Origin of the sequence: Bradyrhizobium sp. SZCCHNR3119, assembly GCF_032487775.1 — a bacterium.
Lineage (GTDB): Bacteria > Pseudomonadota > Alphaproteobacteria > Rhizobiales > Xanthobacteraceae > Bradyrhizobium.
Map to the genome: position 1 here is coordinate 3,696,198 of NZ_JAUEUV010000001.1, position 22,726 is coordinate 3,718,923.

A 22,726-nucleotide genomic window follows, 5' to 3' on the forward strand; every position below is an offset into this window, starting at 1 on the left:
AGTCATGGAGCGGCAAGACCCGGATACGCGACGCGAGCTGGTTCATCTGCTGTACGGATCGATGCTGCTGGTCGGGACCATCTCGGTGGCGGCCGTGGTGATCGGCGCGGGGATGGCCGTCGTGGCGCGCGATCCCGGCTACGCCGTGCTGACCCTGCTGCTGTTCGTCGTCGGCGCCGCCCGCATCATCAAGCTTCACCTGTTCGCTGTTCGGTTCGATCGCTTCAATGGCGTCGATATCGTCCGCTGGGAGCGTCTCTATGGCGTCGGTGCCGCCGCTTTTGCTCTTGCAGTGGGGGCCTTGTCGGCGCGCGCCTTCCAGATCGGCGATGCCCCGGGTATCTGGATTTGCTTCGGCCTGTCGATGGCCTTCTGCGTCGGCATCGTCTCGCGGGTCAGCCCGTGGATCGTCATGTCGTCGTCGGCCTTGCTGCTGATCCCGACTGCACTTTCCTGCCTGCTGCAGCCCGAGCCGATCTATCGCATGGGCGCCGGCATGTTGGTGCTGTTCTGGATCACCCTGCGCGGCACGTCGTATCGGTTGACGGCCGCCTTCACCGAGCGGATCGAGGCCAAACAGGCGCTCGCCCGCCAGGCAAACCAGGATTTTCTCACCGGCCTGCCGAACCGCGCGGCATTTCTTGCCGCACTCGACCGCCTCGATTGTCGCGCGGCGATCGTTGCGATCGATCTCGACGGCTTCAAGCCGGTCAATGATCGCTTCGGGCATCTGGCCGGCGACGAACTGCTTCGGCAGGTCGCCATGCGCTTGCGCGGCTGTGTCGGTGCAGGGCTGGCGGCGCGCTTTGGCGGCGACGAGTTCATGCTGTTGCAGGAGGTCCCGGACGGACCGGCCGGGCAGGAAGCGGCGCTTGCGCTGACCCGCGCCGCGGTCGGGGGATTGTCACGTCCGTTCCTGCTGGCGGGCGAGAGCGTGCTGATCGGCGCCAGCGCCGGCATCCTGATCACGCACGAGCCCGGCCGCATCGGCGCCGATGCGTTGCTCGACCGCGCCGACCGCGCCCTCTATGCGGCCAAGCACGCCGGTGGCCGCCGATGGTGCTGGGCCGACGAGATTGCACCAGCTGCGGCTGATGCCGCAGCTGCGCTGTCGCTCGCGAGCCCTCCGATTCAGCCTGCGGCCGACGCTCGCTTGGTCGCAGGGTCTGTCGTGTGAGACGGTGTGGACGCCGGGCGCGCGGCGTCCGCACGAAATATCGTGACGGCAGGCCGACTTACTCCTTCCGCTCCGAGGTCCAGCCCTTGTACTCGCCGACATTGTCGCGGGTAATGAGTTTCGACGGCAGGAGCTCGACGGTGGAGGCCGGCTTCTGACCGTTGAGGATGCCGACGCCGACCTGCACGGCGCGGCGCGCCATGAAGAACGGGTCCTGCGATGCGGACGCCTGGATCTGTTTCGCGGCGGGATCCTTCAGCGCGGCCTCGATATCGGGCGCGCCGTCGACCGACGTGATGATGATGCCGGTGCGCTGCTGCTGCCGCGCGGCGAGATCGGTGCCGATCGCCTGCGGATCGTTGATGGCGAAGATGGCGTCGATCTTCGGGAAACGCGTCAGATAGCCCTGCGCCACCGTCAGGCCGCCCTCGCGCGAGCCCTTGCCGTCCTGATCGCTGGAGAGCACCTTGATGCCCGGCGCCTTGGCGAACACACTCTTGCAGCCGGTGACGCGGTCGATCACCGCCGAGACCTGCGGTCCGTTCTCGATGATGACGTCGCCTTTGCCGCCGAGCTTGTCGACGATGTACTGGCAGGAAATCTCGCCAGCCTGGACGTTGTTGGTGGTGATGGTGGCGTCGGCGCCTTCGGCGGCGGTGTCGACCGCGACGACGATGACGCCCGCGGCCTGCGCCTTCTTGATCGCAGGCCCGATCGCCTTGGGATCGCCGGGGTTCAAGAGGATGAGGTCGACGCCGGCGGCGATGAAATTGTCGATCTGCGTCACCTGCTTGCCGAGATCATATTCGAAGCCGACGGTGGTGATCTTGACGTTCGGGTTGGCCTTCTTGGCCTCGAACTCGGCGCCCTTCGACAGCGCAACGAAGAACGGGTTGCCGAGCGAGCCCAGCGAGATGCCGATCGATTTCAGCTCCTTGGCCGATGACGGCGCGGGGCTCAGCGCGAGCGCGACGGCGGCAACGCCGCAAAGCAAGACAGTCTTCAACATAGGTTTCCTCCCTGGTCCTTTCATCACTTCTCGGCACGGTGGACCAGATGCCGTGAGAAAATCGATGGAGTGGCGCGGACGCTCGCTCCTCTGTGCAGAGATGGTTCAAGTCCGCGCCGAGCCCTGCAGCCGGTAGCGGTCGAGCGCGACGGCGCCGATGATGACGAGGCCCTTGATCACATATTGCCAGATGTCGGAGACGCCGGTGAGAATGAGGCCGTTCGACAACACGGCGATGATCAGCGCGCCGACCAGCGTGCCCCAGATCGAGCCGATGCCGCCGACGAACGATGTGCCGCCGAGGATCACCGCGGTGATCGCGTCGAGCTCGTAGGACTGGCCGAGCTGCAGCCCGTTGGCCGCATAGAGCCGCGCCGCCTGCATCGCGCCGCCGAGGCCGGCGAGCAGCCCGGAGATGCCGTAGACGAAGATCAGCACCGCCCACACCTTGATGCCGGCGAGCCGCGCCGCGCTCTCATTGCCGCCGACCGCGTAGATGTGCACGCCGAGCACGGTGCGGCGCAGGACCAGCCACGACAGGAAGATCACGAGCAGCGCGATCACCGAGAGCCAGGGAAGCGAGATGACGCCGGGAATGAGCGGCAGCGAGGCATTGCCGATGAAAGCATAAGGGATCGACGGATTGAACACGGTCGTGTCGGCACCCATCAGCCGCGCGAGCCCGCGCACCGCCGTGAGCGAGCCGAGCGTGACGATGAAGGGCGGCAGGCGCAGCAGCGCAATCAGCGCGCCATTGATGACGCCGAAGCCGAGGCCGGTGAGCACGGCCGCCGGCAGCCACAGCGAGCCGAGATCGGGAAGCTTTGAGACGGTGAGACCGGCCATGGCGGCCGCCGCGAGGATGGAGCCGACCGACAGGTCGATGCCGCCGGTCAGGATCACGAAGGTCATGCCGGCGGCGAGCACCGTATTCACCGCAGCCTGCTGCAACACGATGCCGAGATTCTGTCCGCTGAAGAAGCGGCCGTCCGAGAGGAAGTGAAAGCCGATGCAGAGGATCAGCAGCACAGGCAGCATGCCGACGGCGCGGATGACCGTGCGGATGCGCTGACGCTTTGTCTCCTGTGCGGCTGCGAAGCCGGGAGCAGGGGCGGCCTTCGCCTGAACTGAACTGTTGTCAGGCATCGACGTGCTCCGTTCCGGTGGCCAAGGCCATGATATCCTCCTGACTGATAGATGATGTCGCGCTGCGCCGGACCTCGCCGGCGATATGGCCTACGCGCATCACGAGCACGCGGTCGCAGATGCCGATGATCTCTGGCAAATCGGAGGAGATGACCAGGATCGCAGTGCCGGATTTGGCGAGATTGTCGATGATCGCATAGATCTCCGACTTCGCGCCGACATCGACGCCGCGCGTCGGCTCGTCCAGGATCAAGACCTTCGGCGTCGTCGCCAAGAGGCGCGACAGCAGCACCTTCTGCTGGTTGCCGCCGGAGAGGCCACCGACGGGAACACCAACGCTGGCCGCGCGAATGCCGAGCGCGCTGAAAGCTTTTTCCGCGCGGTCGCGCGCCTTGTCGCGATCGAGAAAGCCGGCGAGCTTGGCGTCGCGGCCGATCACGGCGAGGTTGATGTTGTCGAGGCAGGACATGTCCAGAAACAGGCCGAGCGCCTTCCTGTCCTCGGTCAGATAGGCGATGCCGGCGTCGAGCGCCTCACCGGGCGTGCGGATCGCGACGGGGCGGCCGTCGAGCTCGACATGACCTGAAATCTTCGGTGCCGCGCCGATGATGAGATGCGCAAGCTCGGTGCGGCCGGCGCCGATGAGGCCGGCAAGCCCGACCACCTCGCCCGCGTGGACGGTGAGCGAACAACCCCGGACGCGCTGCCCGTCAGCCATGTCGGTGGCCGTGAGCACGGGCCGGCCTGCGGTCGCATTCGGATCGTGTTCTTTCTTATAGAATGAGGACACCTCGCGCCCCACCATCAGCCGCACGATGGTGTCGGCGCGGATCTCCGGCTTGTCGAGCGAGCCTACGAGGCGACCGTCGCGCAACACGGTGACGCGGTCGCCGAGCGCATAGACCTCGTCCATGCGATGCGAGATGTAGATGATGGCGAGGCCCTCGCTGCGCAGCTGCCGGATCAGCGTGAACAGCCGTTCGCTTTCGGCCGCCGACAGCGAGGTGGTCGGCTCGTCCATGATCAGGATCTTCGAGCGCGCGTGCAGGGCTCGGGCGATCTCGACCAGCTGGCGCTGGCCCATCGACAGCTCCGCCACCAGGGTCGACGGCGTGAAATCGGCGCCGAGCCGGTCGAGGATCGGGCCGACGCGCTCGCGCATGGTGCCGCGTGCGAGCAGCCCGGACTGCGAGACCTCGCGCCCGAGATAGATATTCTCCGCGACCGTCAGGTTCGGCGCGAGCGACAACTCCTGGTAGATGATCGCGATGCCGGCCGCGCGGCCGCCGAGCGGTCCCTCGATGCGGACCTGATGGCCATCGATGCGGATCTCGCCGCCGGGATCGGGACGATAGGCGCCCGAGAGGATCTTCATCAATGTCGATTTGCCGGCGCCATTTTCGCCCATCAGGGCGTGAATCTCACCGGCATAGACGGTCAGGTCGACCTTGTGCAGCGCCTTGATGCCGAAGAAAGACTTTGAGACCCCACGCATCTCAAGGATCGGACCGCTCATCGTGCCTCCCGGCGCACGTCGTCTTTTATGTTCCACGTCTCGTTTGCAGGCGACGCAGAACGCACATTAAACTAGAGGCTGTCGCCGAGAGCAATACTGAAGAGGTATGTGTTGACGGATCGAGGTCGGCTGCAGATTGCGGCGTTGCGCAGGACTCTCAGCGGCCGGGCCGGTAGAGCTTCCGCCAATGGGGCAGCCGTTCGGCATAGGCTTCCGCGAGCGCAGGCTCCGGCGCGAAGGTCTCGATTCGTCGCGGCGGCGTGCATACGACTTCGATGGCCTCGCCCGTGACTGCCAGGCGTCCCAGCCGTGCGGCGCCAAAGGCCGCACCGGTTTCGCCTTCGGCGAAGCGATGGATGGGAACATCGAGCACATTCGCGAGCACCGACAGCCAGAACGGCGAGCGTGAACCGCCGCCGATGGCGTCGGCTTGCGTCATCGCGATGCCGGCGCTTGCGAGCGCATCGCGGCAATCGGCGAGCGCGAAGGCCACGCCTTCCAGCACGGCCTGCACCAGCGCGGGCCGGTCGGTGGCGTGGCTCAGTCCATCGAGCAGGCCGCGCGCATCGGGATCGTCATGCGGCGTCCGTTCGCCGGCGAGATAAGGCAGGAAGCTGACGGGCGAGGGCGCCTTTGGCCGCGCCCCGAGCGGCGCCAGCAGTTCGGCCTCGGAGGCACCAAGCAGCCGCGCCAGCCAGGCTAGGCACGATGCCGCCGAGAGGATCGCGCCGGCCTGGATCCACATCTTTGGGATCGCGTGACAGAAGGTGTGGACCACACGCTCGGGATTGGCGGCAACGTGATCGGTCGGTGTCAGCACCGCGCCGGAGGTTCCGAGCGTGATGAAGGCGGAGCCAGGCCGGATCGCGCCGATCCCGACCGCGCCGGCCGGATTGTCGCCGCCACCGCCGGCGATGATCGGGTGCTTGCGCATGCCCCAGCGCTGCGCCAGTTCGCTGCGCAGCCGGCCAGCTGGCGACGAGCCCTCGACGAGACGCGGCATCTGCGCGCGCGACAGGCCGCTGGCGGCGAGGCCGTCATCCGACCAGTCCCGCTCGTGGACATCGAGCCATAATGATCCGGATGCGTCAGAGACATCCTCGATCGCCTCGCCCGACAGGATCAGGCGGAGATAGGCTTTCGGAAGCAAGACCAGTTTGGTCGCCGCAAAGATCTCCGGCTCGTGCACGGCGATCCACAGGAGCTTCGGCGCGGCAAAGCCGGGCATCGCCTTGTTGCCGGTCACCGCGCGTAAGCCCGGCCAGCGCTGCTCCAGCAGCCTGCATTCCGCCGCCGATCGCCCATCGTTCCAGAGGATGCAGGGCCGCAACGGTGTGAAGCTGCTGTCGAGCAGCACCGGGCCATGCATCTGCCCTGACAGGCCGATGCCCTCGACCTCGGCCAGCTCGCGCGGATGCTCCGCCTGCAATGCGTCCAGCGTCGCAAAGGCGGCATCGATCCAGTGCGCAGGATCCTGCTCCGAATAGCCGGGCCTGGGCGTGCTGATGGTCAAGGCGTGGCTGCGGCTTGCGACCACCCGTTGCGCCTCATCGACGAGGATGGTCTTGACCGCCGAGGTGCCGAGATCGATCCCGAGATACATGTCTTATTCGCCCGACGGCTTCGATGTCTTTGCGCGACCAGTGTGCGTCTTGATCTTGCGATGGTTCAGGCTCGTCTTCAACTCGCCGATCAAATGTTTTGCAAAGGCCTCGCTGAGCGGCGGCAAGGTGCGCCCGGCGCGCTTGATGACGCTGAGGCGTCGGGCAAAGGCGGGATCATCGATCGGCCGCGACCGCACATCGCGTTCGGCGCGGATCTCGCGCGCCGAGCCCGGCAGGATCGCCAGGCCCAGGCCGGCGCGGACCATCGCGACCGCCGTCATCATATAGGTCGCTTCGCAGGCCGGATGCGGGATCAGGCCGCGCTGATGGAAGGCGCGCTCGACCACCGCGCGCACGCTGGTGTCCGACGCCATCATGATCAGCGGATATTGCGCCAGATGCTCGGGCGTCACCATCGCCTCGCGCCCGATCCGGTGCCGCGAGGGATAGATGACATGCATCTGGTCCTGCAGGCTGAAGATGACCTCGATGCCGGGCTGCGCGACCTCGTCGCCGGCCACGCCGAAATCGACGTCTTCGTTGCGCACGAGATCGAGCACCTGCTTTGCGACCACGTCGCGCAGCGCGAAATAGACGTTCGGCTTGTCGCTGCGGAACGATTGGATCGCGTCGGGCAGCAGCCCCGAGGCGATCGAGGGCAAGGCCGCGAGGCGGACGGTGCCGCGTTGCCTGGTGCTTCCGCCGCGTAGGTCGTGCACCAGCGTCTCGATGTCCTGCAGCAGTTTCTCGAAACCCGGCAGCGCCTCGGCGCCGGTGCGTGTCAGCTCGACCGAGCGGCTGGTGCGGTCGAGCAGCCGTGCGCTCAGCGTTTCCTCGAGCCGGCGGATCTGCACGGTCAGCGCCGGTTGCGACAGGTGCAGCAGCTTTGCCGCGCGCGTGAAGCTTTTCAGGCGCGCGACGGTGACGAAGGAGCGGATATGGGCGAGGGCAACATCCATAAGAAGAGACTATTGCTGCGATAAATTCATTTCAATTGTTTAATCACCAACCCGATGGCAAGCAGCGGCAAAACGGAACTAAACGCTTGCGCGACTAGAGACGCGCCGGGGGGAAACATGCTGCCGCTGCTTGGCCTCATCACCATCGCGATCCTGCTGCTCGTCATCATGACGAAGCGGATGTCGCCCCTGATCGCACTGATCGTCATTCCCATCTTGGCGGCGCTGATCGGCGGCTTCGGCTGGGACACCTCCAAGTTCATCGTTTCCGGCCTGCAAAGTCTCGCGCCCGTCGTCGGCATGTTCGTGTTCGCGATCCTGTTCTTCGGCATCGTCAGCGACGCCGGCATGCTCGACCCGATCATCGATCGCATCCTGCGCACCGTCGGCACCCGCCCGACCCGGATCGTGATGGGCACCACGCTGCTTGCGCTGCTGATCCATCTCGACGGCTCCGGCGCGGTGACCTTCCTGGTCACGATTCCCGCGATGCTGCCGCTCTACGAGCGGCTCGGCATCGACAAGCGCATCCTGGCCTGTGCGGCCTCGATGGCCGCGGGTGTGAATTTCCTGCCCTGGACCGGCCCGATGATCCGCGCCTCGGCCTCCCTCAAGCTGCCGATTCCGGAGATATTCAATCCGCTGGTGCCGGTGCAGATCGTGGGCATCGTTTTCATCTTTGCCGTCGCCTGGTGGCTCGGCCGCCGCGAGGAGCGCCGGCTCGGCCTTGGCGCGGGCACCACCGTCGAAGCGCCGCAGCGCGTCCTCACCGACGCCGAGAAAGAGCTGCGTCGGCCGAACAATTTCTGGATCAACATCGTGCTCACCGTCGTCGTGCTCGGCAGCATGGTGATCCTGGGCGAAAAGCTCGCACCTGCGATCGTCTTCATGGTCGGCACGTGTGTGGCGCTGCTGATCAACTATCCCGACGTGGACATGCAGCGCCGCCGCATCGATGCGCATGCGAAGGCCGCGCTGCTGATGGCCTCGATCCTGATCGCCGCCGGCGTCTTCACGGGCATCATGCAGGGTACCGGCATGCTGAAGGCGATGGCGCAGACCGCGGTCAGCTTCGTGCCGGCGGATGCTGCGAAGTTCATTCCGGTCGCGCTCGGCGTCGTGTCGATGCCGCTGAGCCTGCTGTTCGATCCGGATTCCTTCTATTTCGGCGTGCTGCCGGTCGTCGCCGAAGTCGGCGCGCAACTCGGGGTGCAGAAAGTCCAGGTGGCGCAGGCTGCCTTGCTCGGCCAGATGACGACGGGCTTTCCGGTCTCACCGCTGACGCCTGCGACCTTCCTGGTGGTGGGATTGTCGGGGATCGATCTGGCGGATCACCAGAAATTCACGATACCCTTCCTGTTCGGCGCCTCGGTCGTCATGACCATCGCCTGCGTGCTATTCGGATTATTTCCCATTTGAGCCGGAGGACCGCCATGCGGAGCATCAGGATCGGCGCCGGTGCCGGCTATTCCGGCGATCGCATCGAGCCCGCGGTCGAGCTCGCCCAGCACGGCGAGCTCGATTATCTCGTGTTCGAATGCCTTGCCGAGCGCACCATTGCGCTGGCGCAGCAGGCGCGGATGAAGGATCCGGCCGGCGGTTACGATCCGCTGCTCACGGCCCGCATGCAGGCGGTGCTGCCGATCTGCCGCGCGAAGAACATTCGCGTCATCACCAACATGGGCGCTGCCAATCCGCTCGGCGCCGCGGAGGCGACGCGACACGTGGCGCGCAAGCTCGGCCTTGCCGGCCTGAAGATCGCGGCCGTGACCGGCGACGACGTGCTCGCGGCGGCGAAGGCGAATAATCTCGCGCTCGACAATGGCGAGACCATTTCCGGCCTCGGCAACCGCCTCGTCTCGGCGAACGCCTATACAGGCGCGCGTGCGATCGCCGACGCGCTGGCCGCCGGCGCCGATGTCGTGATCACCGGCCGCGCGGCCGATCCGGCCCTGTTTCTCGGCTGTCTCGTGCATGAGTTCGGGTGGGCGATGGACGATTGGGACCGGCTCGGCCAGGGCACCGTGGTCGGCCATCTGCTGGAATGTGCGGGCCAGATCACCGGCGGCTATTTCGCCGATCCCGGCGTGAAGGACGTGCCCGGCCTTGCGCGGCTCGGCTTTCCGATCGGCGAGGTACGCGAGGACGGCGATCTCGTCGTGACCAAGGTCGCCGGCTCCGGCGGCTGCGTGACGCCGGCGACCGTCAAGGAGCAGCTGCTCTACGAGATCCACGATCCCGCGCAATATTTCCAGCCCGACGTGGTCGCCGACTTCTCGCAAGTGCGCGTGGCAGAGGTTGGCCCCGATCGCGTCCATGTCAGCGGCGGGCGTGGCAGGCCCAAGTCGGGCCTGCTGAAGACGTCGATCGGCTATGTCGACAGCTATGTCGGCGAGGGTCAGCTGTCCTATGCCGGGCCCGGTGCCGTCGCGCGTGGCCGGCTCGCGCTCGACATCGTGCGCGAGCGGCTGGCGCTGACAGGCGTGCAGACGAGCGAGCTGCGCTGCGATCTGATCGGGGTGAATGCGTTGCACGGCGAGGCGAGTTCGCAGGGTAGCGAACCGTACGAGGTGCGAATCCGCGTGGCCGCACGTACTGAGAGTCTGGCCGAAGCCGTCAGGATCGGCAACGAGGTGGAGACGCTCTACACCAATGGACCGGCCGGCGGCGGCGGCGCCTGGAAATCGGCGCGCGAGGTGGTCGCGGTCGCCTCCTGCCTTATGCCGGAAAGTGCGACGCAGATGCAGTTGGCGCTGCTGGAGGTCTAGAGATGAAGCTGCGCGACATTGCTCATTCCCGCACTGGCGATAAGGGCGACATCTGCAATATCTCGGTGATCGCCTATCGGCCCGAGGACTACGCGTTTCTGTGCGCAACCGTCACCGCTGCCCGCGTGAAGGCGCATTTTGGTGACATCGTGCAGGGTGAGGTGCTTCGATTCGAGATGCCCGGCATCGCTGCGCTCAACTTCGTTCTGAAGGATGCGCTTGGCGGTGGCGTCACCCGCTCGCTGCGGCTCGATGCGCACGGCAAATCGCTGAGCTCGCGCCTGCTCGATCTGGAGATTCCATCCGCTGACGACTCGTGACGGGCTTCGACTCAACCACGTCACGCAGAAGAACATTCAGGAGGCTTGATGATGATGATTGCGAGCCGACTGCCTGGCTGTACATCCCGGTCCGGTCATGCCGCACGCGAGGCCTTCGCCGGTGCGCTGGCGGTGATGTTGCTGTCCGCCTCGCCAGGGTTTGCCGCGCCGTGCGAGCAACTGCTGATCCTGCAGATCGCGGACACGACGATGTCGGGCGCGGAGGCGCGGCCGGCCGGATCGTTCGCACCGCCCACTGGGGCCGAAATTTCCGAACTTCCTGCATTTTGTCGCGTACGCGGCGTCATCTCGCCGGTGCCGGGCTCGCGGGTCGGATTCGAACTCTGGCTGCCGCAGGCCGGCTGGAACGGCAAGCTCGAGATGGTCGGCAATGGCGGTTACAGTTCGGCGATCGCCTACAAGGCGATGGGGCCGCTGCTCCGCCGCGGCTATGCGACGGTGGCCACCGATACCGGGCACACCGGAGATGACCCGGGCTTTGCGATCGATCGCCCCGAGGCGATCGTCGACTGGGGATACCGCGCGGTGCATGTCTCGATCGGTGTTGCGAAGTCGGTGGTCGCGGAGTTCTACGGCGAAGCGCCGAAGCACAGCTATTTCGCGGGTTGCTCCACGGGCGGCCATCAGGCGCTGATGGAAGCACAACGTTACCCGGCCGACTTCGACGGCATCATTGCCGGCGATCCCGGCAACAACCGCACGCATCTGAATGCCGGCTTCCTCTGGCAGTTCGTCAAAAATCATCGGCCAGATCTCAGCCTGATCATTCCGCCGCTGAAGCTCGCGGCGATCACCGATGCTGTCGTGAAAACCTGTCGCGGCAAGGACGGTGGTCTGCCGGCGGACAATTTCCTGACCGATCCGGAAGCTTGTGACTTCCGCGCCGAGCAGATGCTCTGCAAGCAGGATGATGCTGACGATTGCCTGACGCAGGAGCAGGCCAACGCGCTGAATGCGATGTATGACGGCGCGCGCGATTCCCGCAATGGTGCGCAGGTCTATTACGGCTGGCCGAAGGGCAGCGAGAATTCCGCTCGCGTGCTCGCGGCGCTTCCCGGCTGGAGCCTGTATTGGGCCGATCCGATCCATCCCGAGCGACCGGCGCGGCTCAACTTCTGGAAGGTGTGGGCGTTTCCGGACACGAATTGGGACTGGCACAGGTTCGATTTCGGTTCGGCCATGAAGGCCGTCGACGATCGGCTCGCATCTGAGATCAACGCCATGAGTCCGGACCTCTCCGCCTTCAAGGCGGCGGGCGGCAAGCTCATTCACTATCACGGCCTCGCCGATCCCGTGGTGCCGCCGCGGGACTCGATCGACTATTACGAACGGGTGGAGGCGATGGTGAGCGCCGACAAGCGCGCTGACGCTGGCGCGGATTTCTACCGGCTGTTCCTTGCGCCGGGACTCTATCATTGCGAGGGCGGCCCGGGGCCGAACGTGCTGGACACGCAGGTGGCGCTCGAGGCCTGGGTCGAAAACGGCGAGGCGCCCGAGACGATCGGTGCCACCAAGTTCCGCAATGATAGACCATCCGACGGCATCGAGATGAGCCGCCCGCTTTGCCCTTACCCGAAGATGGCGCGCTACAGGGGGGAAGGTGATCCGGCCGATGCCGCGAACTACGCCTGCGCTGACGGGCACCGCTATCCGACGCCGCTACCGGCCGCGGCTTATTTGCGCTAGGCGCGCCCGTGCGGACCATCAGGTCGGCGCACTGCCGGCCGTTCCGGCGATCGCGCCGAAGTCTGGTCACGGAAAGCTCGGCCCAGCTCTGCGTATCGCTGCTGGAGGTTTGAGCTGGGCGGCACTTCACGGATCGCGCCGGACAGCGCAAGGTGATGCCGGCCGCTTACCTCCGGAAGTCGAGAAATAAGCTTATGCATGATATCATTGTCGTCGGCGGCGGTTCTGCCGGCGCCGCGGTTGCCGCCAGGCTGTCCGAGAGCCCCGAGAAGCGGGTGCTGCTGCTCGAGGCCGGCGCGGATTGGCGCGCCGATCAGGCGCCCTGGGAGATCACGACACCGAACCCGATCCCGATCATCCACAACCGCGAATTCCAGGAGAAATGGCAGTGGCCACATCTGCTGACGCGTCGGGTGGCGGGTCAGGATGCGCGCTTCTACTGGCGCGGCAAGGGACTGGGCGGCAGCTCGATGATGAACGGCCAGATCGCCATTCGCGGCGTGGCCGCTGCGTTCGACGAATGGGCTGAGAATGGCTGCACCGGATGGTCGGCCCGCGAGGTGATGCCGCTGTTCTCCGTGATCGAGGACGATCTCGCATTTGGTGATCGCGAAGGGCACAGCCGCGGCGGCCCGCTGCCGGTCTATCGCGCGCCGCTGGACCATTGGGGCCCGATCGATCGCGGCCTGCGCGATGCGGCGCTCGCCAGCGGTTATCCCTGGTGTGCCGACGTCAACGGGCCGGATGGCGAGGGCGTTGCATGTTACCCGATCAACAGCCGCAACGGCCGGCGCATCTCGACCAACGAAGGCTATCTGGAGCCGGCGCGCGGTCGCGCGAACCTGGAAATCCGCGGGCGCACGCTGGTCGATCGCCTTGTCATCAGGGATGGCCGCGCCACCGGCGTGCGGGTCCAGATCGAAGGCCAGGGCTTCAGCGAGATTTTTGCCCGCGACATCGTGCTGTGCGCAGGCGCGATCCACAGCCCGGCGATCCTGCTGCGCTCCGGCATCGGTCCTGCCGACGATCTGCAGGCGATGGGGATCGCGGTTGAACGTGACCTGCCGGTGGGCCGGAATTTCTTCGACCATCCGCTGTTCCGCACCACCATTCAGTTGCGCGAAGCCATTCGCCCGACCGACCGCGACACCCGTCATACCAATTGCTGCGTTACCTATTCGTCGGAGCTGGCCGACGGCGGCAAGCGCGACATGATCCTGATCGCCTTCAATCATCGCGGCGTCGGCATTGCCGGTGCGATCGGTGCGGGCCTGTTCAACGCGTTTTCTCGTGGTACCGTGAAGCTCGCCTCGGTCGATCCGGAGATCGACCCTGTCGTCGAGGAGAACATGCTGTCCGATCCGCGCGACATCGCGCGGATGAGGGATGCGGTGAAACGGCTTTCCGTGCTGACGTCGCAGCCGGCGCTTTGCGATATCGCCGACTGGATCCGCCTCGCCGATACGGATCTCAGCTTGCCGCAGGCCGCCGCGCTGCCGGATGCCGAACTCGACGCGCTGCTGCGTCGGATCACCGGCGACATCCAGCACGCGGCCGGCAGCTGCCGCATGAGCGGCTTCAAGGACGCCAGCGGCGTGGTCAATCCAGACGGCACGGTCAAGGGGATCGCGGGCCTGCGCGTCGTCGACGCCTCGATCATGCCGTCGGACTGCCGCGCCAACACCCATTTCACCACGGTGGTGATCGGCGAGGCGATTGCGCGGATGATGCTGCGGCAGAGTTGAGACGCATACAGAACCGATCGGCGGTAGAGTTGTCGTTTGCAGTTGGTCGAGTCGAGCGCGCGAGGGAGGTCAGCGGTGGCGCTGAATATCTACGACACGCCGGAGTTCTTTGCCGGCTATCAGCGCTTGAACCGTTCGGTCCATGGCCTCGACGGCGCGCCGGAATGGCCGGCGCTCCGAGCCATGCTGCCCGAGCTCAAAGGCAAGCGCATCGTCGATCTCGGTTGCGGCTTTGGCTGATTCGCGCGCTGGGCGCGAGACCAGGGAGCGGTCGAGGTCCTCGGCATCGATCTCTCGGAGAACATGCTGGCGCGGGCGCGGGCGGAAACCGACGATCAGGCGATCCGCTACATACAGGCGGACATGGAAGCGCTGGAACTGCCCGAGGCCGGCTTCGATCTCGCCTACAGTTCGCTCGCCTTCCACTACATCAAGGACCTCGGTCGGCTGTTTGGCGCCGTGCAGCGCGCGCTGCTGCCGGGCGCCCAATTCGTGTTTTCGATCGAACATCCGATCTACATGGCGCCGACGCAGGCACGCTGGCAGGTCGCCGACGACGGCCGCAAGGTCTGGCCGGTCGACAGCTACGCCATCGAGGGCAGGCGCGTGACCGACTGGCTCGCCAAGGGGGTGGTGAAGCAGCATCGCAAGCTGAGCACGACGTTGAACAGCTTGATTGGTTCCGGCTTCCGAATCGATCACGTCGACGAGTGGGCACCCACGGCCGAGCAGATCGCGAAACAGCCGGCGCTCAGGGACGAAGTCGAGCGTCCCATGATGGTCCTCATTGCTGCACGCAGCACTTAGGACGCGAAATTGCAGAGCAGTTGCCACCTTAATGGTGTTGAGCCGATTGCTTGGGCATGCGACGTTTTTCATCACGACGTATCCCGATCGTTTTTGATCTCCGGTATTCCCGGTTTCTGGAACTGGCTGCAGATTGCAATGGACCAATACGACCTGATCATTCGCGGAGGACGCGTCCTCGATCCCGAAACCAACTTCGATGCGACAGCCGATGTCGCGGTCAAGGACGGCGTGATCGCCGCGATCGGCGACGTCGCGGGATCGGCGGCGCGGACCATCAATGCCGAGGGCCTCGTCGTCAGCCCTGGCTTCATCGATCTGCACGCCCATGGCCAATCGCTGCCGGCCGACCGGATGCAGGCTTTCGACGGCGTCACCACCACGCTCGAACTCGAGGTCGGCGTGCTGCCGGTCGCGCGCTGGTATGACGAGCAGGCCGCGCTCGGCCGCGTGCTGAATTACGGCGCCTCGGCCGGCTGGGTGTTCGCGCGCATCGCGACCATGACCACGCAGCAGGCCGCGTCGAGCGTGGCGGGCATGGGCGAGGCCATGCGCGACAAACGCTGGGTGGAGGAGGTCGCAACATCAGCGGAGGTTGCCGAGATCGTCGAGCGTGTGCAGGTCGGGCTGGAGCAGGGCGGGATCGGGATCGCCTTTCCCAACGCCTATGCGCCGGGCACCGGCGTCAAGGAGTTGTCGGAGCTATGCAGCCTCGCCGCGCGGCATGGCGTGCCGACCTACACGCACATCGCCTACATGTCGAATGTCGATCCGCGCAGCTCGGTCGAGGCCTATGTCAGGCTGATCGGCCTGGCTGGCGCGACCGGCGCGCACATGCATATTTGTCACTTCAACAGCACCAGCCTGCAGGATGTCGAACGCTGCGCCGAACTGGTCAAGACCGCGCAGGCGCAAGGGCTGAAGGTGACGGTCGAGGCCTATCCCTACGGCACCGGCTCGACGGTCGTCGGCGCCGAGTTCTTTGCCGATCCTGCCTTCTGCCAGCGCCAGGGCACCGGCTATGACGCGATCGAGATGGTGGCCGAGCGCCGGCGGCTCGCCGACCGCAATGAACTCCTGGAGCGGCAGCAGCGCGAGCCGGGCGCGCTGGTCCTGATCCATTTCCTCGATGTCGCGGTCAATCAGCGCCATCGCGACCTGCTCGACATTTCCGTGATGTATCCCGGCGGCGCGATCGCCTCCGACGCCATGCCGTGGATCCTGTCGAACGGTAGGGCCTATACCGGCGATGCCTGGCCGCTGCCGGACGATGCCGTGGCGCATCCGCGCTCGTCCGCGACCTTCACCAAATTCCTGCGCGAATGGGTCATCGATCGCAAAGCGGTGCCGCTGATGGAGGGCATCGCCAAATGCACCCTGATTCCGGCGCAGATCCTTGAAGCCTCGACCCCCGTCATGCGCAAGAAGGGCCGGCTGCAGGTCGGCTGCGATGCCGATATCGTCGCGTTCGATCTGCAGACGTTGCGAGACCGCGCCGACTTCCTCAACATGAACCGTGCGTCGGAAGGCGTGAAGCATCTGTTGGTGCATGGCGAGGCCGTGATCACCGATGGCATGCTGATGCGCGAGGCGCGGCCGGGCCGTCCGGTCCGGCGCGAGCAGGCGTCATGATCGTTCCGGTGTTGCTGGTCGCCGGCTTTCTCGGCGCCGGCAAGACCACGCTGCTCAATCATCTGCTGGCGCACCCGGATGGACGGCGCATCGCGGCTGTCGTCAATGATTTCGGCGCCATCGATATCGATGCGCAGCTCTTGGGCGCGGTCTCGGACGGCGTCGTCAGCCTGAAGAACGGCTGCATCTGCTGCTCGCTGCAGGGCGACCTGTTGCGCACGCTGTCATCCGTCATCAAGCGCGATCCGGCGCCGGATGCGATCGTGATCGAGACCTCCGGCATCTCCGATCCTGCGGAGATCATCCGCAACCTGATGGACCCCGTGATCTTCAAGGTGGCGCCGCTGGAGACCGTCGTCACCCTGGTCGATGCGCGCAGGCTGTTGGATGAGCCTGCGCTGGCGCAGGACGCGTTGTGGCGCTCGCAACTTCGTGCAGCGGATTTCGTGCTGCTGACGAAGACGGATCTGCTTGAACCAGGGGAACGCACCCGGGTCGAAGCCGCGATCGTCAGCGACAAGCCGAAGGCCGCGATCTTCGATGTGGTTCATGGAGCGGTTGCGCCCGATCTGCTGTTCTCCCGTGATCTCGGTGCGCCGCGCGCGCTGCCGAGCCGGGCACCGATGGCATCGGAGCCGTTCGCGGCCGTGACCTGGACCTCGCAGGCGCCGCTGTCGCTGGCACGCTTTCAGGCCGTGATCCGGCAGATCGCACCGCGCACGCTGCGGATCAAGGGTATCCTGCTGTTCACCGAGCATCCGGGACAGCCGATCCTGTTCCAGTCGGTGGCCACGCGCGGAACGCTGGCCGCCTCGCCGCTGCTGCCGCCCGACGGCCTCACCGCTCAGCTCGTGCTGATCGGGCGGGAGGGGGAGATCGATGCAGGCGAGATCGACCGGCTGCTGCAGAGGATTGTCATAGATTGAGACGCTAATCTCTTCGTCCGTTCCGCGGGACGACGCATAACTGTCGATGAAGAGACAATGTCGTCATCCCGGGGCGAGGCCGCAGGCCTCGAACCCGGAATCTCGAAGTGAGGAAGTGCGCAAACCAATCTCGAGAATCCGAGCTCGAGGTCTTCGCGCAAAATCGCTTAGCGATTTTGTCGCGATGCGTCGCCCCGGATAACGTGTTGCAGCTGAAAGAGACGCGATCTGCGTTTGTAGCTATTGCCCCTTCCCCACATACGGGCAGCCACCTTCGGCCAAGGGCCGGAACGCCTGGTCGCCGGGCACGGTGGTCTGATAGTCGTAGAGGTCCCACTTACTCTTGGATTCCTCGGGCTTCTTGATCCGCATCAGGTACATGTCGTGCACCATGCGGCCGTCCTCGCGCACCACGCCGTTCTGCGCGAAGAAGTCGTTGACCGGCGTCTTGCGCATCTGAGCCATCACGGTGTCCGATTCGACCGAGTTGGTCGCGGCAACCGCTTTGAAGTAGTGGCGCAGCGCCGAATTGACGCCGGCCTGATAGGCGGTCGGCATCGCGCCATGGCGCTTGAAGAATTCCTGGGCGAAAACCCGCGTCTCCGGCGTCCGGTCCCAGTAGAACGAATCGGTGAACAGCAGGTCGTGCGCATGCGCAAGTCCGAGCGCCGGCACGTCGGTGAGCGTCACCTGCAGCGCGACGACCTGCATGCCCTGACGGACGTTGAATTCGTCCGACTGCGCTACAGCGTTGCGGAAGTCGGAGCCGGCATTGGCGAGCGCCAGCACCTTGGCGCCGGACGATTGCGCTTGCAGCAGGAAGGACGAGAAGTCGGCGGTATCGAACGGGTGCCTGACCGCGCCGAGCACTTTGCCTCCGGCCGCGATCACGGCCTTGCTGGCATCGCGCTCCAGCGCCTGGCCGAACGCGTAATCGGCGGTCAGGAAGAACCAGGGCGTGCCGCCGCGTGCAACGACCGCCTTTGCGGTCGCATTCGAGGAGGCATAGGTGTCGTAGGTCCATTGCACCGAGGTCGGCGAACATTGCTTGCCGGTGAGGTCGGAGGAGCCCGCGCCGGAGATCAGGAAGATCTTCTTGCGTTCGCGCGTCAGGTTCTGGATCGCGAGCGCGACCGCCGAGTTGACGCCTTCGGCGACCACGTCCACACCCTTGTTGTCGATCCAGTTGCGGACGATGCCGACAGCGACGTCTGGCTTGTTCTGATGATCGGCCGAAATGATCTCGATCTTGCGGCCGGCGACGGTGCCGCCGATCTCCTCGGCCGCCATCTGCGCCGATATCACCGAGCCCATGCCGTTGCCGTCGGAATATTGGCCGCTCATGTCGGTAATGATGCCGACGCGCAGGACGCCGTCTTCCGCATGCGCCGCCGCATTGGCCAGCAATGTCGCCAAGCTGAATGTGAACAACGCCTTCAGCGCTGAACGCGCAACTCTCTGCATTTCGCCTCCCGGAATTTTTATTAGTTATCGTCAGCCTGACCTGAAGGATCGGCACACCGCTGGCAAGGTCATGCGAAGCATGGCCGCCCTGCGACGGCGAGGCCAGGACGTGGATGGCAGACGCAAGACGTGCGATGCGAACGCGCTCGCTCGATCAGGCGGTCTGGCGCAGTTCGGCTTCGTGTTGCTCGGCCCAGGCCCAATTGCCGCCGCCGGCGCGCTTGGCGGCATAGAGCGCGGCGTCGACCCGCTGCAGAATGTCGGCCACCTCGCTCTCCGAGAGCGGTTCGTCGCTGACGAGCAGCCCGGCGCTGGCCCCGATCACCACGGGAATGTCGGACAACAGGAACGGCATCGACAGCGCGCGAATTGCGTCGCGCGTCAGGGCCAGGGCTTCCTCGCGGCCATTGGCTCCCTCGGCGACCGGCTTCAGCAGCATGAATTCGTCACCGCCAAAGCGCGCAGCCATGCCGCTGCTTCCGATGCAGTCCGACAGCCGTGTCGCGACCTGGCGCAACAGATCATCGCCGGCGTGGTGGCCGTGGCGGTCGTTTACCGGCTTGAAGCCGTCGAGATCGATGGCGACGATCGAAACGCTGCCGGCAATGGTTTCCAATGCGTTGAGAAACGCGGCGCGGTTGGGCAGTCCGGTCAGGAAGTCGTGGTTGGCTTGCCGCGCGAGCGCATGCTTGGCCTCCAGCCGCTCGATGAAGGCCTTGCTTAGATGGCGCGAGGCCTCGCGGATGGTGAACCAGAACAACACCAGCATGCCGGCGCCGAGCCGGTAGGATATTTCGGGGCGTATCAACCCGGCGATCAGCGTCGGCGCCAGCAGCACCGCGGTGGTGCTCAGTACCACCCAGGGGCGGATCGCCGCCCGCGATACCATGCCGACGCAATAGGACATCGACAGCCCGAAGGCGAGCCAGGCGCCGGGCTGGTCGTCGAGCTGAAAGGCACGAAATGACAAGGCGCCGAGTGCAAGGCCGAACGAAGCCGCGCCCGCGGCATAGATGCGCTCCCAGTGAATGACATCCTTGTCCGAGAGTCGCGCAGCCCGCCGCTTGTAGCGCAGGAGGCTCACCATCCGGCCGATCGCATTGATCACGATCGCACAGGTAATCGCGATGTAGCCGGGGTCACGATGCGCGGCCGCCAGTGCGACCGAGCCGGTGATCGAGGCGGCATTGATGGCCGTGACCTGCGGCAGCGAAGTGTAAAGCAGATCGACGAGCTCGCGGCGGATCGCCGGATTCGGATGTAAAAATCTTGAAAACAGCCCTGGTCCCATGGTGGGCACCATGGGGCAGCTTTCCTAACAAGACGTGGCCGCGGAGGTGCCGCGCCGGGAAGGCTTCTTACTACCTTAAACTTTAGTCAATGACAGTTCTGTGGAGCCGAAACCAGGCTCAATCCGCGACGCCTGCCGTATGCCGCTGCGAGACCCGCGTCATCCGCGGCGGGTCGAGCTTGAGCGGCCGCAAAGGCTGCTTCTTCGCCATGGCATCCATGACCGCGCGGTCGGCCTTCTCGATCCGTTTTGCGGCAGCCGCATCGGCGAAGGCGCGATCGAATTTGTGCAACCGATAAAACACGATGCCACGGTCGATATAGGCTTCCTTCAGCCGCGGGTCGATCTGAATGGCCTGGTTCAGGTCGGCGATCGCAGCCGCCAGATCGCCCTTCCGATACGCGGCCATGCCACGTTCTCGGTAGAATTTGGCGTCGTTGATTGGCGCCGACGCCGGCAGCGCCGCCGTGACGTCTGCATTGCAGGAACCCGCATGCGGCTGCGTGCAGGACGTGCGATCCTCGTCGGAAGCATAGACGTCATCGATCTTTTCGACCGGTAACGGCAGCTGCTCGGGCGAAGCGCTGACCATCGTCGTCGCGGAGGAGGCCGAAGCCAATTCGGCGGACGCAGCGGCGGCCTCCGACCCGGCCGCTGCGCTGTCGGCCAGCTTGGCCGGCAGAGATCCGCCCTTGATCCTGTCGACCGCAACGAGGGTCGGCCTGAGCGGTGCGACTGCAGCCGCCGACATATGCATGAACAGCAGGTAGCCGCCGACCGCAGCCGCCGACGCGACGGTCAGCGCCATCACGCCCGATGCCACCCGATGCACCTTGGCGGCGACGGCGAGCTTAGAATCCTGCTCCTGCTCTTCGTGCGCAAGCGTCAACAGATGATCGTAGGCGGCGCGCTGTTCGCGATCGCTCAGGATGTCGTGGGCACGGACGATCTGCCGGAACTTCAGCGCCGCTTCGGGATCGCCAGGATTGACGTCGGGATGGACGCCCTTGACGGCCTTGCGGAATGCGGCTCGGATCTCTTCGGCATCGTCGTTTGGAAGAGCACCGAGCAAATCGTAAAGCGTCGTCATCGTCGCTCTCGCTGCAGGGCTCCCTCGTCTCCGATCGAAATTCCCGCCGCGAATTTACGCTGGAGCACTCGTACTAACTCTTTCACACGCTGGATGATGCTCATCCAGTACGGCGGAAAAATGACTGAATTACGCGGAGTTGGGACCATTTCGTCGTCGCATCGTCGTTAACGTTCCGGACCCTTATGGTTCCCTTGTCCGCGCACCCATGCCGATCGCCGAGCGAACATCCTGAAGGACAGTCCGCTTGCAATCAGGTCGCGAGGCGACGTCTCTCGCGTGAGAGGCGCCCCTCGCCACACATGGTGAATGGAAAGTTTGAAGCAGGTTCTAACGATTAAGGTTAAGGTTTTCTTTCCTGCGCGCCTGTTGCGAGACGGCCACGCTCATCGCCGCCTTGGTTTCTTCCCTGGCCGGAGCCGGTGAGTTGAGTTGTTGCGTGTAACGCAATCAAAGGGTGTTGCGTTTCAAGTCGATGAAAGAAGCGATCCGGCACGCTCCAGCCGAAGAGGCCGGTCGCTGCGAAACCGGCGGCTGCCGCCGCGGGCAAGCTGCGTCGCTCGCGCCGCTGCGCCGCGACCTGGCGCGACGCGCTTTCTTCGTGGCGTCAGATGAGTTAGCAGTTCTCGAGCCATGTCGAGAGCTGCCTGCATGTCCGATTTCCACGGTGTGTTTCCTTATCTTGTCTCGCCCATCGATTCGGACGGCAGTATTCGCGCCGGGGTGCTCGGGCGGCTCTGCGATGATTTGATTCATGCCGGCGTGCACGGGCTGACGCCGCTCGGCTCGACCGGCGAATTCGCCTACCTCAATGCGGCCCAGCGCATGACCGTGGTGGAGGCCACGATCGAGGCGGCTGACGGCCGCGTGCCGGTGGTGGCCGGCGTCGCTTCGACGGCAACCGCGGATGCCGTGGCGCAGGCCAAGGCGTATCAGAAGCGCGGTGCCGATGGCATCCTCGCCGTGCTGGAGGCCTATTTCCCGCTCACCGATGCTGGTGTGGAAGCCTATTTCCGTGCGATCGCGGATGCGGTCGACATTCCCGTCGTCATCTACACCAACCCGCAATTCCAGCGCTCCGATCTCTCGCTCGACGTGATCGCGCGCCTCGCCGAGCATCCGCGCATCGGCTACATCAAGGACGCCTCAACCAACACCGGCCGATTGCTGTCGATCATCAACCGCTGCGGTGACGCGATCAAAGTATTCGCCGCCTCTTCGCACATCCCGGCGGCCGTGATGCTGATCGGCGGTCACGGTTGGATGGCCGGACCCGCCTGCATCATTCCACGGCAGAGTGTCGAACTCTACAATCTCTGTCAGGCTGCATGCTGGGACGATGCGCTCAAGTTGCAGAAGCGGCTGTGGCGCGTGAACGAGGCGTTCGCGAGGTTCAATCTCGCCGCCTGCATCAAGGCGGGACTTGCGATCCAGGGCTATGACGTGGGCGATCCCGTCCCGCCCCAGGCCGCGCTCACGGCCGAGCAGCGCAAGGTGGTGGAAGAGGTGCTGCAGGGACTGGGGTGAGGTTTGGCTTCGGCTTCGCTCGCACTCTCTCCACATCG

The 22,726-nt window shown here is 65.3% G+C and carries 17 protein-coding genes and 1 pseudogene; 10 read left to right on the top strand and 8 right to left on the bottom strand.

Going from position 1 to position 22,726, the window contains the following annotated elements; genetic code table 11:
• Positions 1 to 4: 4 nt before the first annotated feature.
• The gene (locus QX034_RS17170; RefSeq protein WP_315730295.1) at positions 5 to 1,177 is read left to right on the top strand and encodes a GGDEF domain-containing protein; all 1,173 of its coding nucleotides are present in this window, start codon (positions 5 to 7) and stop codon (positions 1,175 to 1,177) included.
• A 58-nt stretch (positions 1,178 to 1,235) separates the two neighbouring features.
• Here the strand turns inward: QX034_RS17170 and QX034_RS17175 are convergent, their stop codons facing one another.
• The 5 genes from QX034_RS17175 to QX034_RS17195 form a co-directional block, all read right to left on the bottom strand.
• Positions 1,236 to 2,186 carry an ABC transporter substrate-binding protein gene (locus tag QX034_RS17175; RefSeq protein WP_315701393.1) on the bottom strand — a complete coding sequence of 317 codons (951 nt, stop codon included), beginning with the start codon at positions 2,184 to 2,186 and terminating at the stop codon, positions 1,236 to 1,238.
• Positions 2,187 to 2,291: 105 nt separating this feature from the next.
• Entirely contained in the window at positions 2,292 to 3,332 is a 1,041-nt protein-coding gene (locus tag QX034_RS17180; RefSeq protein ID WP_315730294.1) for an ABC transporter permease subunit, read from the bottom strand.
• Positions 3,325 to 4,848: a sugar ABC transporter ATP-binding protein gene (locus tag QX034_RS17185; protein ID WP_315701391.1), complete on the bottom strand. Its 1,524-nt coding sequence runs from the start codon at positions 4,846 to 4,848 to the stop codon at positions 3,325 to 3,327. Before QX034_RS17185 ends, QX034_RS17180 begins: the two co-directional genes overlap by 8 nt.
• Positions 4,849 to 5,005: 157 nt before the next feature.
• Positions 5,006 to 6,451 (bottom strand): xylulokinase, encoded by a 1,446-nt coding sequence (xylB, locus tag QX034_RS17190; RefSeq protein ID WP_315701390.1) that lies wholly within the window; start codon positions 6,449 to 6,451, stop codon positions 5,006 to 5,008.
• 3 nt (positions 6,452 to 6,454) lie between these two features.
• Entirely contained in the window at positions 6,455 to 7,411 is a 957-nt protein-coding gene (locus QX034_RS17195) for a LysR family transcriptional regulator (RefSeq protein WP_315701389.1), read from the bottom strand.
• Positions 7,412 to 7,528: 117 nt separating this feature from the next.
• On the opposite strand from QX034_RS17195, the gene QX034_RS17200 reads away from it, so the two are divergent.
• The 8 genes and pseudogenes from QX034_RS17200 to QX034_RS17235 all read left to right on the top strand — a co-directional run bounded on the left by QX034_RS17200 (position 7,529) and on the right by QX034_RS17235 (position 17,316).
• Positions 7,529 to 8,830: a citrate:proton symporter gene (locus tag QX034_RS17200; RefSeq protein WP_315701388.1), complete on the top strand. Its 1,302-nt coding sequence runs from the start codon at positions 7,529 to 7,531 to the stop codon at positions 8,828 to 8,830.
• Positions 8,831 to 8,844: 14 nt separating this feature from the next.
• Positions 8,845 to 10,179 (top strand): acyclic terpene utilization AtuA family protein, encoded by a 1,335-nt coding sequence (locus QX034_RS17205; RefSeq protein WP_315730293.1) that lies wholly within the window; start codon positions 8,845 to 8,847, stop codon positions 10,177 to 10,179.
• 2 nt (positions 10,180 to 10,181) lie between these two features.
• Entirely contained in the window at positions 10,182 to 10,499 is a 318-nt protein-coding gene (locus QX034_RS17210; RefSeq protein ID WP_315701386.1) for a hypothetical protein, read from the top strand.
• A gap of 48 nt (positions 10,500 to 10,547) precedes the next feature.
• Positions 10,548 to 12,206, top strand: coding sequence for a tannase/feruloyl esterase family alpha/beta hydrolase (locus QX034_RS17215; protein WP_315701385.1), 1,659 nt, complete (start codon positions 10,548 to 10,550; stop codon positions 12,204 to 12,206).
• Between the two features lie 194 nt (positions 12,207 to 12,400).
• Complete coding sequence (locus QX034_RS17220) at positions 12,401 to 13,951, top strand: GMC family oxidoreductase (RefSeq protein WP_315701384.1); 1,551 nt, start codon at positions 12,401 to 12,403, stop codon at positions 13,949 to 13,951.
• A gap of 75 nt (positions 13,952 to 14,026) precedes the next feature.
• Positions 14,027 to 14,758, top strand: a pseudogene (locus QX034_RS17225) (class I SAM-dependent methyltransferase).
• Between the two features lie 138 nt (positions 14,759 to 14,896).
• Positions 14,897 to 16,390 carry an amidohydrolase family protein gene (locus QX034_RS17230; protein ID WP_315701382.1) on the top strand — a complete coding sequence of 498 codons (1,494 nt, stop codon included), beginning with the start codon at positions 14,897 to 14,899 and terminating at the stop codon, positions 16,388 to 16,390.
• Entirely contained in the window at positions 16,387 to 17,316 is a 930-nt protein-coding gene (locus QX034_RS17235) for a GTP-binding protein (protein ID WP_315701381.1), read from the top strand. Before QX034_RS17230 ends, QX034_RS17235 begins: the two co-directional genes overlap by 4 nt.
• Positions 17,317 to 17,556: 240 nt before the next feature.
• Here the strand turns inward: QX034_RS17235 and QX034_RS17240 are convergent, their stop codons facing one another.
• The 3 genes from QX034_RS17240 to QX034_RS17250 form a co-directional block, all read right to left on the bottom strand.
• On the bottom strand, positions 17,557 to 18,780 hold the full coding sequence (locus QX034_RS17240; RefSeq protein ID WP_315730827.1) for an ABC transporter substrate-binding protein: 1,224 nt from the start codon (positions 18,778 to 18,780) through the stop codon (positions 17,557 to 17,559).
• 154 nt (positions 18,781 to 18,934) lie between these two features.
• On the bottom strand, positions 18,935 to 20,083 hold the full coding sequence (locus tag QX034_RS17245; RefSeq protein WP_315701379.1) for a diguanylate cyclase domain-containing protein: 1,149 nt from the start codon (positions 20,081 to 20,083) through the stop codon (positions 18,935 to 18,937).
• A 106-nt stretch (positions 20,084 to 20,189) separates the two neighbouring features.
• Entirely contained in the window at positions 20,190 to 21,161 is a 972-nt protein-coding gene (locus QX034_RS17250) for a DnaJ domain-containing protein (RefSeq protein WP_315701378.1), read from the bottom strand.
• A 651-nt stretch (positions 21,162 to 21,812) separates the two neighbouring features.
• On the opposite strand from QX034_RS17250, the gene QX034_RS17255 reads away from it, so the two are divergent.
• Positions 21,813 to 22,688 carry a dihydrodipicolinate synthase family protein gene (locus tag QX034_RS17255; RefSeq protein ID WP_315730283.1) on the top strand — a complete coding sequence of 292 codons (876 nt, stop codon included), beginning with the start codon at positions 21,813 to 21,815 and terminating at the stop codon, positions 22,686 to 22,688.
• The last annotated feature ends 38 nt before the right edge of the window (positions 22,689 to 22,726 follow it).